The organism is Phytoactinopolyspora endophytica (assembly GCF_004138495.1).
Lineage (GTDB): Bacteria > Actinomycetota > Actinomycetes > Jiangellales > Jiangellaceae > Phytoactinopolyspora > Phytoactinopolyspora endophytica.
In genome coordinates this window covers 29570-42265 of sequence record NZ_ML142877.1, presented here as the reverse complement: position 1 = coordinate 42265, position 12696 = coordinate 29570, and the positions used below count along the sequence as shown (strand labels likewise).

Sequence of the window (12696 nt, the reverse complement as noted above, 5' to 3'; positions counted from 1 at the left end):
TTGAGCGGCCTGTGACCTCCGAAGCCGTCGAACGCCCTCGTTCCCACACCGACCAGCCGATCGGTGTGGGAACGAAGCGGCGCTCCTCGCTAGAACGACTCCACCGCCTGCTCTCGTCCTTCGACTACGAACACACCCGGCTCACCTTGTCCGATCTCAGCCGGCGCTCAGGCATCCCGTTGTCGACCACCCATCGGATGGTGGCCGAGCTACTCGAGCTGGGCATGCTCGAGCGGGACCGGGACGATCATCTATGCATCGGTGTGGACGTGTGGGAGTTCGGACTCCTCACGCCGAAGACATACGGCATCCAACGGGTGACGTTGCCGTTCATGCAGGACCTGTACGCCACCACCGGGCTGCCGATCCACCTCGGCATCCAGCACGATGGCGAGGTCACGATGGTCGAGAGCCTCCGGCCCCGCGGCACCGGCAAGGAACGCCCCCGGGTCGGCCAGCGAGACCCGTTGCACATCGTCGCGGTCGGCATGGCGATTCTCGCTTTCTCGGGCGCCGAGTTCCAGGAGAACTACCTGGCAGACCTCGAACACCAAGGTTGCACCGGACGGAACTCGCCCGCGACGATCCGGCGTGAACTGGCACAGGTACGCGCGGAGGGCTACGCCGTGAACGACCGCAAGACCGCCCCGCTGCTGGCTATCGGTGCGCCCGTACTCGACCGGGAGAGCCGGCCGCTCGGCGCCATCTCCATCATCGTGCCTGGCGGATCGGCCGTGATCCCCTACGGCCACCTCGTCAAAAGCACGGCACGGGCCGTGCAGCGTACCGCCCGGGAGCAGCGTCTGGCCTGACCACGCCGCGGCCGGGCCGTGACTTCCACTGACCCGAAAGCCACCTTGCTCGTCGTCAGCTGCGATGGAAACGTCCATTCCCAGCCGGACCATCGGTGTGCCGTGCGCATCGGCAGCGCTCTGCCTGCCCGAGGGCGTCACCGACGACGATCGAGGAGAACACGTGAAGCAGGTGGAGTCCACTGGGCTTCTGGACCAGTACCGCACGACCGTCCAAACGCTCGCCTGTGGCGCCGTTCTCGGCCCGCGCACCGGCCTGGCTCCAGGAGGAGTTCGATGAACACGACCGTCCGCGAACATTCCCGCGATGTCCCTGTTCTCGGCGAATACGACGTCGTGGTGGTCGGCGGCGGACCCGCGGGTCTGATGGCGGCGACAGCGGCCTCTCGTGCCGGCAGGTCCACCCTGCTGATCGAGCGCTACGGATTCCTCGGCGGCGCCGGCACGATGGGTGGCCTCTCGACGTTCTGCGGCCTGCATGCTCGTGTCCACGGCGAGGATCGGCAGGTTGTCCACGGCTACACCGACGAGCTGCTGGACCGCCTGCGTGCCCTCGACGGACTCAACGACGCTCATCTGTCTGTCCAAGACCGCATCGCCGCGCAGGCCTTCGACATCTCCGCCTACAAGATCGCCGCTGACGAACTGGTGCTCTCCGGCGGCGGCGAGCTCCTCTTCCACGCCTTGGCCGTCGGACTGGTGCTGCGTGACGGGACGGGAGGCACTGAGATCGACGCTGTGATCGTCGAGTCGAAGTCGGGGCGCGGCGCGATCCGCGGCCAGATCTTCATCGACGGCTCGGGGGACGGCGACCTCGCCTACTGGTCCGGGGCCCCGACCGAGACCTCGGAGAAGCTTCTTTACCCGTCGCTGATGTTCCGCATCAACGACGTGGACGCGGAGAAAGCCGGCGAGGCGTGGAAGACCGTCGCCCGGCTCATGGACGAGGCGGAGGCCGCCGGCACGCACCGCTTTCCGCGGAAGAAGCCCATCGTGCGGCCGCAACGCAACCAGCTCGAATGGCGCTCGAACCTCACCCAGCTCAGCAACGATGACGGGTCGCCGGTGGACGGTACCGACGTCCGTCAGCTCACCCACGGGGAGATCCAGGGCCGGCGGCAGGTGCGCGAGACCTTCGACTTCATCAAGAACGTCACGCCCGGTTTCGAGAACTCCTACGTCGTCGATATCGCCCCGCAGGTCGGGATCCGGGAGACCCGGCGCATCATCGGCACCTATCAGTTGCGGGAGGAGGACATCCTGCACTGCGTGAACTTCCCGGACGCGATCGGTGTCAACGGCTGGCCAGTGGAGGCGCACGTGGCGGGCACCGTCGAGTTCCGCTTCCCGGCGGCCGAGGACTCGCGAGGGTTCAACCAGCTCCCGTTCCGGATGATCGTCCCGCAGGGCGTGAACAACCTGTACGTCGTGGGCCGGTGCGCATCAATGACGCAGGGGGGTCAGTCCTCCGCCCGGGTGACCGGGCCGTGCTTCGCCATGGGGCAGGCAGCGGGCACAGCCGCCGACCTTGCCCTCTCGGCGAAGGTTCCGGTCGGGGACGTCGACGTCGCTGAACTTCAGCGCCGCCTGACCGCCGACGGCGCCTATCTCGGTACCGAGCTGGCACCCGACGACCAGCCAGCCGGCATCGCATGACGGAAATCGAGGCTCAAGTCCCGGAACTCCCGCGAGAGCAATCTGGAGGCACCTGGTTGCGTATCTGTGTCAGCTCGGACGATCTGTGGCCCGGTTGGGCTTGAGCCTCCAGATTCCTCTCCCGGGAGTTCCAGAACAAGCATGAACAATCAGAGGAGGTGACGATGTTCCTCACCGAGGAAGAGAAGCGGATGCGTGACGGCAAGGAGGGCGCCGCCGTCGCTGCCGCCATGGACCTGCTCGTCCGCTACGGGGAGGCCTTGGGCGCGGAACGTCTCTGCGAGACGCGCAACGTCGCCGGCACGATGACGCAGCCGTCCCCGGCCAAGGCGAAGCTCGTCGAGGAGGGAGGGTGGGCGAAGGCGTTCGCCGTCATCAACCTCGACTGCGACGAGGACATCGACATTCCTCGGATGAAGGTTCCCACCTGCCAGCTGCAGCACGGCTTCGGCGAGGACGCCCGTGGCCTGACCGGCTATCCCGACGCGAACATCGAGCTGCAGAGCGACGCCGAGGCGTACTACAGCGACAAGGGCGTCAACATCCTCGCCACCTGCACGCCGTACCAGGTGGGGAATCTACCCGTCCGCGGCGAGCACTGCGCGTGGATGGAGTCCTCCGCGGTGGTGTACTGCAACTCGGTGCTCGGCGCCCGGACGAACTGCGAGGGAGCGGCGTCGACCGGTGCCGCGAGCCTGACCGGGCGCATCCCGTACTGGGGCAACCACGTCCCGGAGAACCGCCTCGGTACCCATCTCATCCGCACGGACGTCGAGCTGACCGCCTTCGCCGAATGGGGCCTGTTCGGGTACTTCGTCGGCGAGGCCGTCGGCGAGGGGCGACCGGTCATCACGGGTGGCTGGACACAGCCGGACCTCGCCGATCTGAAGCATTTCGGCGCCGCGGCCGCGACGAGCGGAGGCGTGGAGCTGTACCACATCCCGGGCATCACACCCGAGGCAGGAAGTATCGGCGACGCCTTCTCCGCCCGCACACCGCAGGAAGAGATCGGCTACGGACCACGCGAGCGGCGGCAGGTCTACGAGAGGCTCAACGACCAGGGCTCCTCCACCGACGTCGACTTCGTGTTGCTCGGTTGCCCGCACGCGTCGCTGGAGCAGATCGAGGCCGTCGCGCGGCGCTTGGAAGGCCGGAAGATCCATTCCGACGTCGAGTTGTGGATCATGACGCCTCCGGCCTTGTTCGCCGCTGCGGCGCGCAGCGGATACGACCGCGTGATCACCGACGCCGGCGGCAAGCTGCTCACCGACTCCTGTCCTGCCATGTCCAAGGCTGCGCCCGACGGGACACGGGTCTTCGTGTCCGACAGCGCCAAGCAGGTGCATTACCTGCCCGCCATCCTCGGGATCGAGGGATGGTTCGGCACCCTGGACGAGTGCATCGATGCGGCGATCACAGGAGTGTGGCGCGGGGAGCTTGCCCCGTGCTGACATTCTCCGGACGTGGGATCGTGCCCGGCGTGGTCGAAGGGCCGGCCTTGGTCTCGACCGAGGAGATTTCGGGATTCGGAGGCATCGATCCTGCCCGCGGCGTGATCATCGAGCCTCGGCACGAGCTGTTCGGGGAGTGTTTCACCGGCACAGTGCTCGTCTTTCCGGGAGCCAAGGGGTCATCCGGCTGGGCCGGCTTCTTCCAGAGCACTCGGCTGATGGGTACGGCGCCGTTGGCGATGGTCTTCACCACGGTGACCACGAAGGCGGTGCTCGGCGCCATCGTCACCCGGATACCCACCGTCGTGGAGTGCGACCGGGACCCGACCTGCCTGATCCGTACCGGCGACCGGGCGCGGGTGGACGCGGACGCCGGCGTCGTCACTGTCCTCGACCGGTCATGACTGCGGTGGGGCAGTGGGCCCTTCGCCAGCGGCCCGGAACTTGCCTGACGCCAGGTTACGTCGTTGGCAATACGGGTTTTCAGTTCCCGTAGAGCGCGGCCTATTCTGTGGGCTCAGGGGCTCGTGGAGAAACTGAGTCATCTTCTCCTCCTGGTCGCGAGGCGGGCTCCGATCACGCCGCTGAGGAGGTAGCCGCTAAACCGGCCGATGGGGATCATCCATCCGGTGGGCTCCCACCGGAAGTACGCGGGGGTGATCAGGTTGGCCGTCGTTGAGAGCGCACCGAGGACCGCGCCAGTCCTGCCGAGAAGCCGCGTGTTGTGCGCGGCGACCGCTGTCGCTGCGGTGAAAGCACCGTACACCACGCCGTGGACCGGCCCTCCCGCCAAGAACACGCGTCGTGTCGTTGCCAGAACCTCGTCGTCGGTACGGTCGTCCTTCGGCACGGTCAGGCTGGCTTGGATGACAGCTGACGTCGCAAGCGCGGCAACCGCAGCGCTTCCGGCGACCAAGACTGCTCCGGTGAGCACCCTAGGGTGCGTCCGATGCCGCGACGCGACTCGCGCCATGGCGACCACATACCGCGACTGCGCCAGGATCGACAACGCCTGGCAGGCCACGTTGAAGCGAGCCGCCCGGGTGCTCCCGCGGTAGTAGGTGCGGATGACCTCGGCCGACGAGCCCGGCCCTGGGAAGGGGTCCTTCGCCAGCCGGCCGGCGCCGGCGATTGCTGTCGTGAAAAGGAGCCCCGCCGCCGGACCGGCGAGCCCGCCGACATCGCCTATGGCCGTCGACGACGGCGCTGGTGTCTTGGTGATCACGGTGTCGTCCTTTCGATCGTCGAGCGCGTGCCTGCTGTTGACCGAGGCGTTGCGGGTGGATCGGCATCGCGGGGTCAGCGGTACGGTCAGAGCTCTCGGAGGCGGCCGGCTAGATGGCGCCGTTCGGCCTCTGTCGGCGCCAGCCCCAACGCCTGCTCATAGGCGGCCCTGGCCTCGGGCTCCGTCGGCATCCGGCGGACCAGGATGCGGGCGAGATGAATCGCCTCGGCCGTCAGACCTCGTCGCAGGCGACGCCGATGGCTCTGCGGGTCCCGGTGGGTCTTCACGGTGCTGCGGCTGCGGTCTTCAGGATCGACCCGACATCTGCGGCGACGCCCACCGACACCCCATCGCCGATTGGCTGCCACAGGATCAGCGATCCGCTTGACCCGACAGCTCAGGTTCCGCACCAGGGGCCCGCTCGGGTGGCTGACGCCGTGGCTGGATCTCGCGTAGTCGTGGTACGGCCGTGCCGAGGATGTCGATGGTCTCCGGTGTCCAGGCTTGGGACATCACCACGGCGACGTGATCGAATCCGAGCGCGGCGTGGGTCTCGACTCTGCGGACGAGGTCGTCGCTGGTCTCGCCTGGGGTGAGCCGGGTGGCGAGCGTCTTCTCGATCTCCTCGAACGGCCGGCCGAGATCAGCGCAATGCTGAGCCAGCACCGTGAGCTTGCGCCGTACGGTTTGCCCACCATCGGGGATGTCGAAGAGGTTGCAGGCGGCCGCGTACTGCGCCACCAGACGCAGCGTCCTACGTTCGCCGTCGCCGCCTATCAGGATCGGGGGATGCGGAGCGCTGATCGGCAGTGGCCTGCCGACTGGTCGGGAGAATCGGTAGTGCTTGCCTTCGAACGCGGACTCCTCGCCACGCCACATCCGTAGGGCGAGTTCGATGGTCTCCTCCAGCCGTTCGAATCGTTCGGCTACCGGGGGCATCGGCAGGCCCATCCGGTCGGCTTCCTCGCCGTGGTATCCGGCTCCGATGCCGAGCCAGGCACGGCCGCCGGACAGCACATCCAGGCTGTTCACCGCCTTGATCATCAAGGCGGGTGGACGGAAAGTGACGGCGGTGACCATCGCGCCCAGCTTGATCCGCTCGGTCCGTGCCGCCAGAAAGCCGAGAGTGGTGTACGCCTCGAGCATGTCGGTGGCGTCAGCGGCCACGGTCGGATCTGCCTGGAGCAGATGATCCGGGACCCAGAGCGTGTCGACGCCGGCCCGGTCGGCCGCCTCGGCAACGGCGATGAGGTTGTCCCGTAGCCCGGCTGGTCCCTCGGGCCAAGTCTGATTGGTCAGGCTGATGCTGATCTTGACTCCCGTCATGGCTCAGCCCACCTTCGCCGGCCGCGGCGGATCGATGTGCACCCCGGTCAGGACCGGTTGATCATCGGCACGGGTCGCCTGAGGTTCCGTGACGTGTGCAGCCGACATACATCTCCTCCTGGGCTCGTGCGGCGGATCGCCCTCGCCGCATGAAGCTAGGGTAACTCTAAAATTAGAGCTACCACAAGTACGCTTGATAGGTTTGGTCCGTGGGACTGCGGGAGCAAAAGAAGGAACAGACCAGGGCGCGCCTGACCGAGACGGCGTGGCGCCTCGCCGCGGAGCGCGGGTTCGAGCGAGTCACAGTCGCCGAGATCGCGCGTACCGCCGAGGTCTCCGAGGCCACCGTATTTAACTACTTCCGGACCAAGGAGGACCTGTTCTATGCGCCGCTTGAGGCCTTCGGCGATCGCCTGATCGAGGCGGTGCGCGCCCGCCCTGCCGGATTCTCGCCGTTGGACGCGGTTCGCGACTTCCTGATGCAGAGTCATGGACTACTGGGCCCACTCGAGCCGAACGAGGAGGAAGTCCGCGAGCAGCTGCACAGCATGCTGCGGGTGATCAGCGAGAGTCCTGCGCTGCTCGAACGAGAACAGCGGGCCTTCGCCCGCTACACCGAGGATCTCGCCACCCTGCTCGCTGAGGAAGCCGGGGGAGGGGATCCTGTGGCCTCGGCCGTCGTTGCCCACGCGCTGATTGGGGTTCATCGCAGCCTCGTTGGCTATGTCCGGCAGCGTGTTCTGGCCGGAGCATCGCTGCCGCAGGTCGCCGACGAGGTCCGCGACCACTGCCGCCGGTCCTTCTCGCTACTGGAGTCCGGCCTAGGACGACAACCGAAAGCCCGTGCGTAGTGCGTCGCAGATACGTACTACTGGTCACACCCCGCGGTTCTGCAGCCCGTAGACCGACTCATGCCACGGGATGAAGAAACGCTTGAGTTCGTTGACGATGAGGAAGAGCACCAGGCCGATCAGGGACAGCACCAGGATCAACGCGAAGGTCCGGGCGGCGTCGAGCGAGTTCATCGCTGTGACCACCATGTTGCCGAGTCCGTCGTTGCCGCCCAGGTACTCGCCGACGATCGCGCCGATGGTCGCCAAGACGATCCCGACCTCCATGCCGGCGAACAGGTATGGCATCAGGCTGCGCATCTCGAGCTGGGAGAACGTCTGACCGCGCGTCGCGTTCAAGCTTCGCATCACCTCGCGCTGCCCCTGCTCGATGGAGCGGACTCCCAGCAGCACGTTGAGCATGACGGGAAAGAAGGCCAGGACCGTCGCCAGCACGATCTTCGACGTCATGTCGAAGCCGAACCAGATCACGAAGAGTGGCACGAACGCGACCTTCGGAGAGACCTGGGCGATGATGATCAGCGGACGGACGCTGACCTCGAGCCACGGCACCTTGCCCAGCACCACGCCCACCGCAAGGCCACTACCGACTGCGAGGAGGAAGCCGACGATCACCTCGGTCACTGTCACGCGGGCAGCCGACCACATTGCTCCCTCGCCAAGCAGCTCGACGAGTGCCTCGCCGACGTCGCCCGGCGGCGGGAAGATGAGCGGGTTGACATCTCGCACCTTCACGACGATGTGCCAGGTGGCGACGATCGCGACGACGAGCGAGGGCGTGACGATCCACGGTAGAAGCCTCATCCGGTTCCTGGGCATGTCACTCCTCCTCGTCCAGCTCGTGCCGGAGCGATCGCACGATCTCGTTGAACTCCGGAGTGGTCTGCAGGTAGACGTCTCGGGGCTTGGAGAAGTCCACCAGCAAGGTCTTGTTGATCCGTCCCGGCCGTGGCGTCATCTGGACCACCCGATCCGCGAGGAACACCGACTCCGGGATGTCGTGGGTCACGAACACCACCGTGGAGGAGGTCTCGAGCACGATGCGCTGGAGCTCGAGGTTCATCCGCTCGCGGGTCAGCGCATCCAGCGCGCCGAACGGCTCGTCCATCAGCAGCAGCTCCGGCTCGGTGCTCAGCGCTCGGGCGATGGCCGCACGTTGTCGCATACCCCCGGAGAGCTCACGTGGATACGAGCTTTCGAACCCGGTGAGACCGACAAGCTCGGCGAGCTCCTGAGCGCGTGCGCGGCGTTCCCGCTTCCTGGCGCCACGCAGCTTGAGCGGCAGCGCGATGTTGTCGATGACAGAGAACCAGGGGAACAGGTTGGCCTCTTGGAACACGAAGCCGAGCTTCGTGACGGCGGACGAGTCGAGGCGCCCATCCCGCCACAACGGCTTTCTGTCCACCTCGATGGTGCCCGTTGTAGCCGGCAACAGGCCACCGATCATGCGCAGCAGCGTGGTCTTGCCGCAGCCCGATCGCCCGATGAGGGCGACGAACTCTCCACGCTGGATCGTCAGGTCGATGCCGGAGACGGCGTGGACGACGCCGTTCCGAGTGTGGAAGTCCCGGCCGACGCCGGCGATGCTGAGCCGAGGAGTCTCCGTACCGGCGTCGCTCACCCCTGGGTCGACCGTCGTCGTGTCATCACGCATCGCGATCCCTGCCACCTCTCCTTTGATTCGGCGTCTCGCGGGCCACACGCGTCAACGCCGCGTGCCGAGCCTCGACAACTCACGGCACGTAGTCGTTGGTGATCCATTCCTGCGGGTCGGCGCCACCCTCGAGGAGACCGCCGGCCGCGAGGGCGTCGTACGCTTCGGCGAACCGATCGGGGTCGTTGTGCATCATCGGCGTGCCGGAGTCGTCCATCCACGTCTGAGTCGTGTAAACCTCCAGCGCCGCCCGTGCGGCGTCGTCGTCGGAGAGCGCCGGAAAGTCCCAGTCTCCGCTGTCACGGAGGATCTGCAGCGTCTCATCGAAGTTGTTCTCACGGTCCTCGACCATGAACTCTGCGGCGTCGGTCATCGCCGCCAGGAAGGCCTCGACGGTCTCCGGATCGCTTTCGATGGTGTCCGGGGTGGTGAAGTACAGCTGCAGGTCGGGTGTGACGTCGAGACCCGCCGGGCTGACGACGGCGTCGTCGTTCTGGTCCTCGAGGGTGAGCGCCGTGTCGAGGCTGACGATGTAGCCCGCGAGCTCGCCGCGTCGCACCAGCTCGAACGTCGCCGCGGTGACCGGGACGGCTTGACGTTCGACCGAGCCTGGATCGACGCCGTCGTGATGGAGCGCCAGGTCCAGTGCGCGCTCGCTGGTGCCACCGATGGAGCCCATGCCGATGGTCGTGCCCTCCATATCGGCAGTGCCTTCGACGGCGTCATCCTGGGACGAGGCGATACGCAGGTTCGTCTGCCGAGCCATGGTGCCGACACCGACGATCGGCTGCCCATCCTCCATGGCCGGCAGGATGTCGATGGTGCTGGCCCGGGTGATGAAGGCCGCATCGCCGACCACGGCCTGGATGGCGGCCGCGGTCCCCTGTACCGGCTCGAGCGTGACGTCAAGGCCGTGGTCTTCGAAGAAGCCACCCGAGTAGGCCATCATCTCGGGGGCGAAGGTGAACGACTCCAGCGGGAGGAACGTCACCACGGTGATGGGCGTCAGGTCGCCCGCGGCGACGTCCCCCTCGTCGTCATCGCTCGACGAGCAGGCGCTCAGGGCGAGCGCGCCGGCCGAGAGAGCTGCTGCTACCTGCGCCATGCGCCTTCTGGGGCGCCGCGTCTTTGCCGTGAACATGCCATCGACTCCTGTGTCGGGACAGCCCGTCGCATCGGTGCAGACGGAATACGCAGCACTCTTGCCTAGAAGCGCATAGCCAACAAGGCACGCTTCCGATATGCGGAAGAAGGGGTAGGGGGGCGGCCGGACCATTACTCGTTCGGGGTGACCGTTGTCCAGTCCGTCCCGACCAGGTGATCCTCGCTGCCCAGCCCGTTCCACAGCGTCGTGTTGAAGACCGACCTGGCTGTGTGGAACACGATGGGGGCGGAAATCATCAACTCGGCGGCCCGGTCCTGGATCGTCCGGAAGTACTCGGCGCGCTCGTCTTGGCCGGCCGTTCGCAGGGCGTTGTCGGCGGCTTCCTGGAGCTCCTCGTCGCAGACCCCGGAAGGGTTCTGGGCGTTCGCCTTCTCTGGGTTGCACTCGTACCAGCGAGTAATGCCGAGACTCGGGTCGACACCCAGTGTGGCCTCGACGATAGCCGTGTCGAAGTCGCGCTTCTGATAGACGTTCTCGGTGAAGACGTTCACGTCCTCGCCGTTCAGATCCAGGTTGATGCCCACCTCGGCCATGGAGGACTTCATCACCTCGGCCACCGCCCTGGACTCGGCGGTGGTGCTCATGAAGTGCAGCCGAATCGTGAAACGGAACCCGTCGTCGCCCCGCGGGTATCCGGCCTCGTCGAGCCCGGTGTTGATGGCGTCGACGTCGTAGGCGAACTCTTCGCGGTAATCGACTCCCGGTTCGATCCAGTTCAGTTCCTCGGGATACATGCTGGCCGCGGCCACCGAGATCCCGGGCAGCGCGATCTCGGCCACCTGGGCACGGTCGATCGCCGAGTAGACGAGCTGTCGGACCGCCGGGTCGGAGAGCTCCTCCATGTCGTTGTTCATCGTGAAGATGAACTGCCGCCCAAGTTGCCCGTTCTGGGTCACGTCGAGGTTCTCGTCGGCTTCGATCTGGTCCAGCATCCCCTGTCCGGCGCCACCCATATGGATCTCTCCGGCGAGCATCGCGAGGGCGGTCGCGTTGGTGTCTTTCATGATCACGTAGACCATCCGGTCCACGCCGACTTCGCCGCCCCAGTAGTCGGGGTTGGCCGTCATCGTGACCTCTTGACCCTCCGAGAACGACTCGAAGACGAACGCGCCGGTGCCCACCGGCTCCATGTTCGCCGGGTTCTCTAAGACGTCTGTGCCCTCGTAGATGTGCTTGGGCAGGAGATACTGCTGAGTCAGTACCTCCATGAACGGCCCGTACGGCTGGCTGAGGTTGACGACCACGGTGTGGTCGTCGGGGACCTCGACCGAGTCGACGCTCTCCGTGAGTGCGCCGCCGTAGGACTGGTACTGCATCACCTCCTCGAAGTTGAACTTCACGTCCTCGGACGTGAACGGCTCGCCGTCGTGCCAGCTCACGTCCTCCTCGAGCATCAGGGTCACGGTTCGGCCGTCGTCGCTGATCTCCCATTCCCGGGCCAGCCAGGGAACAAGCTCGTACGAGTCGTTCATCCGGACCAGGGTCTCCAGCATGCCGCCGGCGGCGGCGTTCACGGACGGGGAGACGATGATCTGAGGGTTCAGGTGCGGCACGGTCCCGGTGCCCGCGACCAGCGTCCGCCCGTCCGAGTCGCTCGAACCGTCCGACCCGCCCGATCCGTCCGCGCTACCACCCGCGGAGGTGTCGGTATCTCCAAGGGAACACGCAGCGAGGGCCATTACGGTGGCCGCGGTCGCGGCGAGCATGTGAATCCGTCGTCTTGCGCGCATGGGGAACTACCTCTCTGTAGCTAGATCGGGACGCCGCCCGACCAGTCCTGTCGGTTCACTGTTGCCGGCCGTCACGAGGCTGCGAGGGTGGGTGCCGCTGACAGCAGTGTTCTGGTGTAGGGATGCTCGGGCGTGGCGAAGATCCGGTCCTTCGTGCCCTCCTCGACGATCTCGCCGGATTTCATGACGTAGACGTGCTCGGCGACTTTCTTCACTACGGGCAGGTCGTGGGTGATGAACACGTATCCGATACCGAGCCGGCGGCGAAGGTCGTCCATGAGGCGGAGGACACCGGCCTTGACGGAGGCGTCGAGCGCGGAGACGGCCTCATCCGCGACGATGATCTGGGGGTCGAGGACGATCGCCCGGGCGATGAGAACCCGCTGACGCTGGCCACCGCTGAGCTCGTGCGGAAACCTTCCGAGGAAGGAGGACGCCGGAACCAAGCCCACCAGCTCGAGCGTCTCGACCACCTTGTCCTGGATGTCTTCGCGGCCCTGAGCGATCTTGTGCAGCCGCACGACCTCGCCGACGATGCGGCCGACGGTCTTTCGGGGGTTGAGAGAGCCGGCCGGATCTTGGAGGACGGCCTGAACGCTGCGCCGGTACTGCCTGAACTGCCCCTTGTTCATCGCGGTGAGTTCGATGCCGTCCAGAGCCACGCCACCGGAGGTCGCCGGGATGAGACCCAGCAGCATCCGGGCGAGCGTGCTCTTGCCGCTGCCGCTCTCGCCGACAATCGCCACGAAGTCACCAGGCTGGGCCCGCAGATTCGCGTTCACGACAGCGTCGACCGACCTGCCGCCACGCCGGGCACGGAACGTCT

Annotated in this window: 13 protein-coding genes; 5 read left to right on the top strand and 8 right to left on the bottom strand. The window is 66.5% G+C overall.

The window, feature by feature from the left end; all coding sequences use genetic code 11:
- The 4 genes from ELR45_RS39980 to ELR45_RS32665 all read left to right on the top strand — a co-directional run.
- Positions 1 to 812, top strand: an 812-nt coding sequence (locus ELR45_RS39980) for an IclR family transcriptional regulator (RefSeq protein ID WP_205857730.1), incomplete at its 5' end; no start/stop codon positions are given.
- A 276-nt stretch (positions 813 to 1088) separates the two neighbouring features.
- Positions 1089 to 2468, top strand: coding sequence for an FAD-dependent oxidoreductase (locus ELR45_RS32675; RefSeq protein WP_129670012.1), 1380 nt, complete (start codon positions 1089 to 1091; stop codon positions 2466 to 2468).
- A gap of 164 nt (positions 2469 to 2632) precedes the next feature.
- Positions 2633 to 3919: an aconitase X gene (locus ELR45_RS32670; RefSeq protein WP_129670011.1), complete on the top strand. Its 1287-nt coding sequence runs from the start codon at positions 2633 to 2635 to the stop codon at positions 3917 to 3919.
- Entirely contained in the window at positions 3913 to 4323 is a 411-nt protein-coding gene (locus ELR45_RS32665; RefSeq protein ID WP_205857729.1) for an aconitase X swivel domain-containing protein, read from the top strand. The genes ELR45_RS32670 and ELR45_RS32665 overlap by 7 nt, the downstream gene beginning before the upstream one ends.
- 137 nt (positions 4324 to 4460) lie before the next feature.
- Here ELR45_RS32665 and ELR45_RS32660 read toward each other — a convergent pair whose 3' ends face one another.
- From ELR45_RS32660 to ELR45_RS32650, 3 genes are all read right to left on the bottom strand, one after another.
- On the bottom strand, positions 4461 to 5144 hold the full coding sequence (locus tag ELR45_RS32660) for a hypothetical protein (RefSeq protein WP_129670009.1): 684 nt from the start codon (positions 5142 to 5144) through the stop codon (positions 4461 to 4463).
- 86 nt (positions 5145 to 5230) lie between these two features.
- Entirely contained in the window at positions 5231 to 5431 is a 201-nt protein-coding gene (locus tag ELR45_RS32655) for an RNA polymerase sigma factor (RefSeq protein ID WP_129670008.1), read from the bottom strand.
- Between the two features lie 85 nt (positions 5432 to 5516).
- Positions 5517 to 6470: a TIGR03560 family F420-dependent LLM class oxidoreductase gene (locus ELR45_RS32650; protein ID WP_129670007.1), complete on the bottom strand. Its 954-nt coding sequence runs from the start codon at positions 6468 to 6470 to the stop codon at positions 5517 to 5519.
- A 209-nt stretch (positions 6471 to 6679) separates the two neighbouring features.
- Between ELR45_RS32650 and ELR45_RS32645 the strand changes: the two genes are divergently transcribed.
- Entirely contained in the window at positions 6680 to 7321 is a 642-nt protein-coding gene (locus tag ELR45_RS32645; RefSeq protein WP_129670006.1) for a TetR/AcrR family transcriptional regulator, read from the top strand.
- 24 nt (positions 7322 to 7345) lie between these two features.
- Here ELR45_RS32645 and ELR45_RS32640 read toward each other — a convergent pair whose 3' ends face one another.
- From ELR45_RS32640 to ELR45_RS32620, 5 genes are all read right to left on the bottom strand, one after another.
- Entirely contained in the window at positions 7346 to 8140 is a 795-nt protein-coding gene (locus ELR45_RS32640; protein ID WP_129670005.1) for an ABC transporter permease, read from the bottom strand.
- Between the two features lies 1 nt (position 8141).
- Positions 8142 to 8975, bottom strand: a complete 834-nt coding sequence (locus ELR45_RS32635) for an ABC transporter ATP-binding protein (RefSeq protein WP_129670032.1) — start codon at positions 8973 to 8975, stop codon at positions 8142 to 8144.
- Positions 8976 to 9054: 79 nt separating this feature from the next.
- A complete protein-coding gene (locus tag ELR45_RS32630) occupies positions 9055 to 10080 on the bottom strand; it encodes an ABC transporter substrate-binding protein (RefSeq protein WP_165368308.1) in 1026 nt (341 codons plus the stop codon).
- A gap of 170 nt (positions 10081 to 10250) precedes the next feature.
- Positions 10251 to 11870 carry an ABC transporter substrate-binding protein gene (locus ELR45_RS32625; protein WP_129670003.1) on the bottom strand — a complete coding sequence of 540 codons (1620 nt, stop codon included), beginning with the start codon at positions 11868 to 11870 and terminating at the stop codon, positions 10251 to 10253.
- A gap of 71 nt (positions 11871 to 11941) precedes the next feature.
- Positions 11942 to 12696 (bottom strand): ATP-binding cassette domain-containing protein (locus ELR45_RS32620; protein WP_205857727.1); only part of this gene is annotated, 755 nt, incomplete at its 5' end.

What these genes read in the sequence shown, in the direction of transcription:
- ELR45_RS32675 (WP_129670012.1), top strand. Translation starts at nt 1,089, where the DNA reads ATGAACACGACCGTCCGCGAACATTCCCGCGATGTCCCTGTTCTCGGC.
- ELR45_RS32670 (WP_129670011.1), top strand. Translation starts at nt 2,633, where the DNA reads ATGTTCCTCACCGAGGAAGAGAAGCGGATGCGTGACGGCAAGGAGGGC.
- ELR45_RS32650 (WP_129670007.1), bottom strand. Translation starts at nt 6,470, where the DNA reads ATGACGGGAGTCAAGATCAGCATCAGCCTGACCAATCAGACTTGGCCC.
- ELR45_RS32640 (WP_129670005.1), bottom strand. Translation starts at nt 8,140, where the DNA reads ATGCCCAGGAACCGGATGAGGCTTCTACCGTGGATCGTCACGCCCTCG.
- ELR45_RS32635 (WP_129670032.1), bottom strand. Translation starts at nt 8,975, where the DNA reads ATGCGTGATGACACGACGACGGTCGACCCAGGGGTGAGCGACGCCGGT.
- ELR45_RS32630 (WP_165368308.1), bottom strand. Translation starts at nt 10,080, where the DNA reads ATGGCGCAGGTAGCAGCAGCTCTCTCGGCCGGCGCGCTCGCCCTGAGC.
- ELR45_RS32625 (WP_129670003.1), bottom strand. Translation starts at nt 11,870, where the DNA reads ATGCGCGCAAGACGACGGATTCACATGCTCGCCGCGACCGCGGCCACC.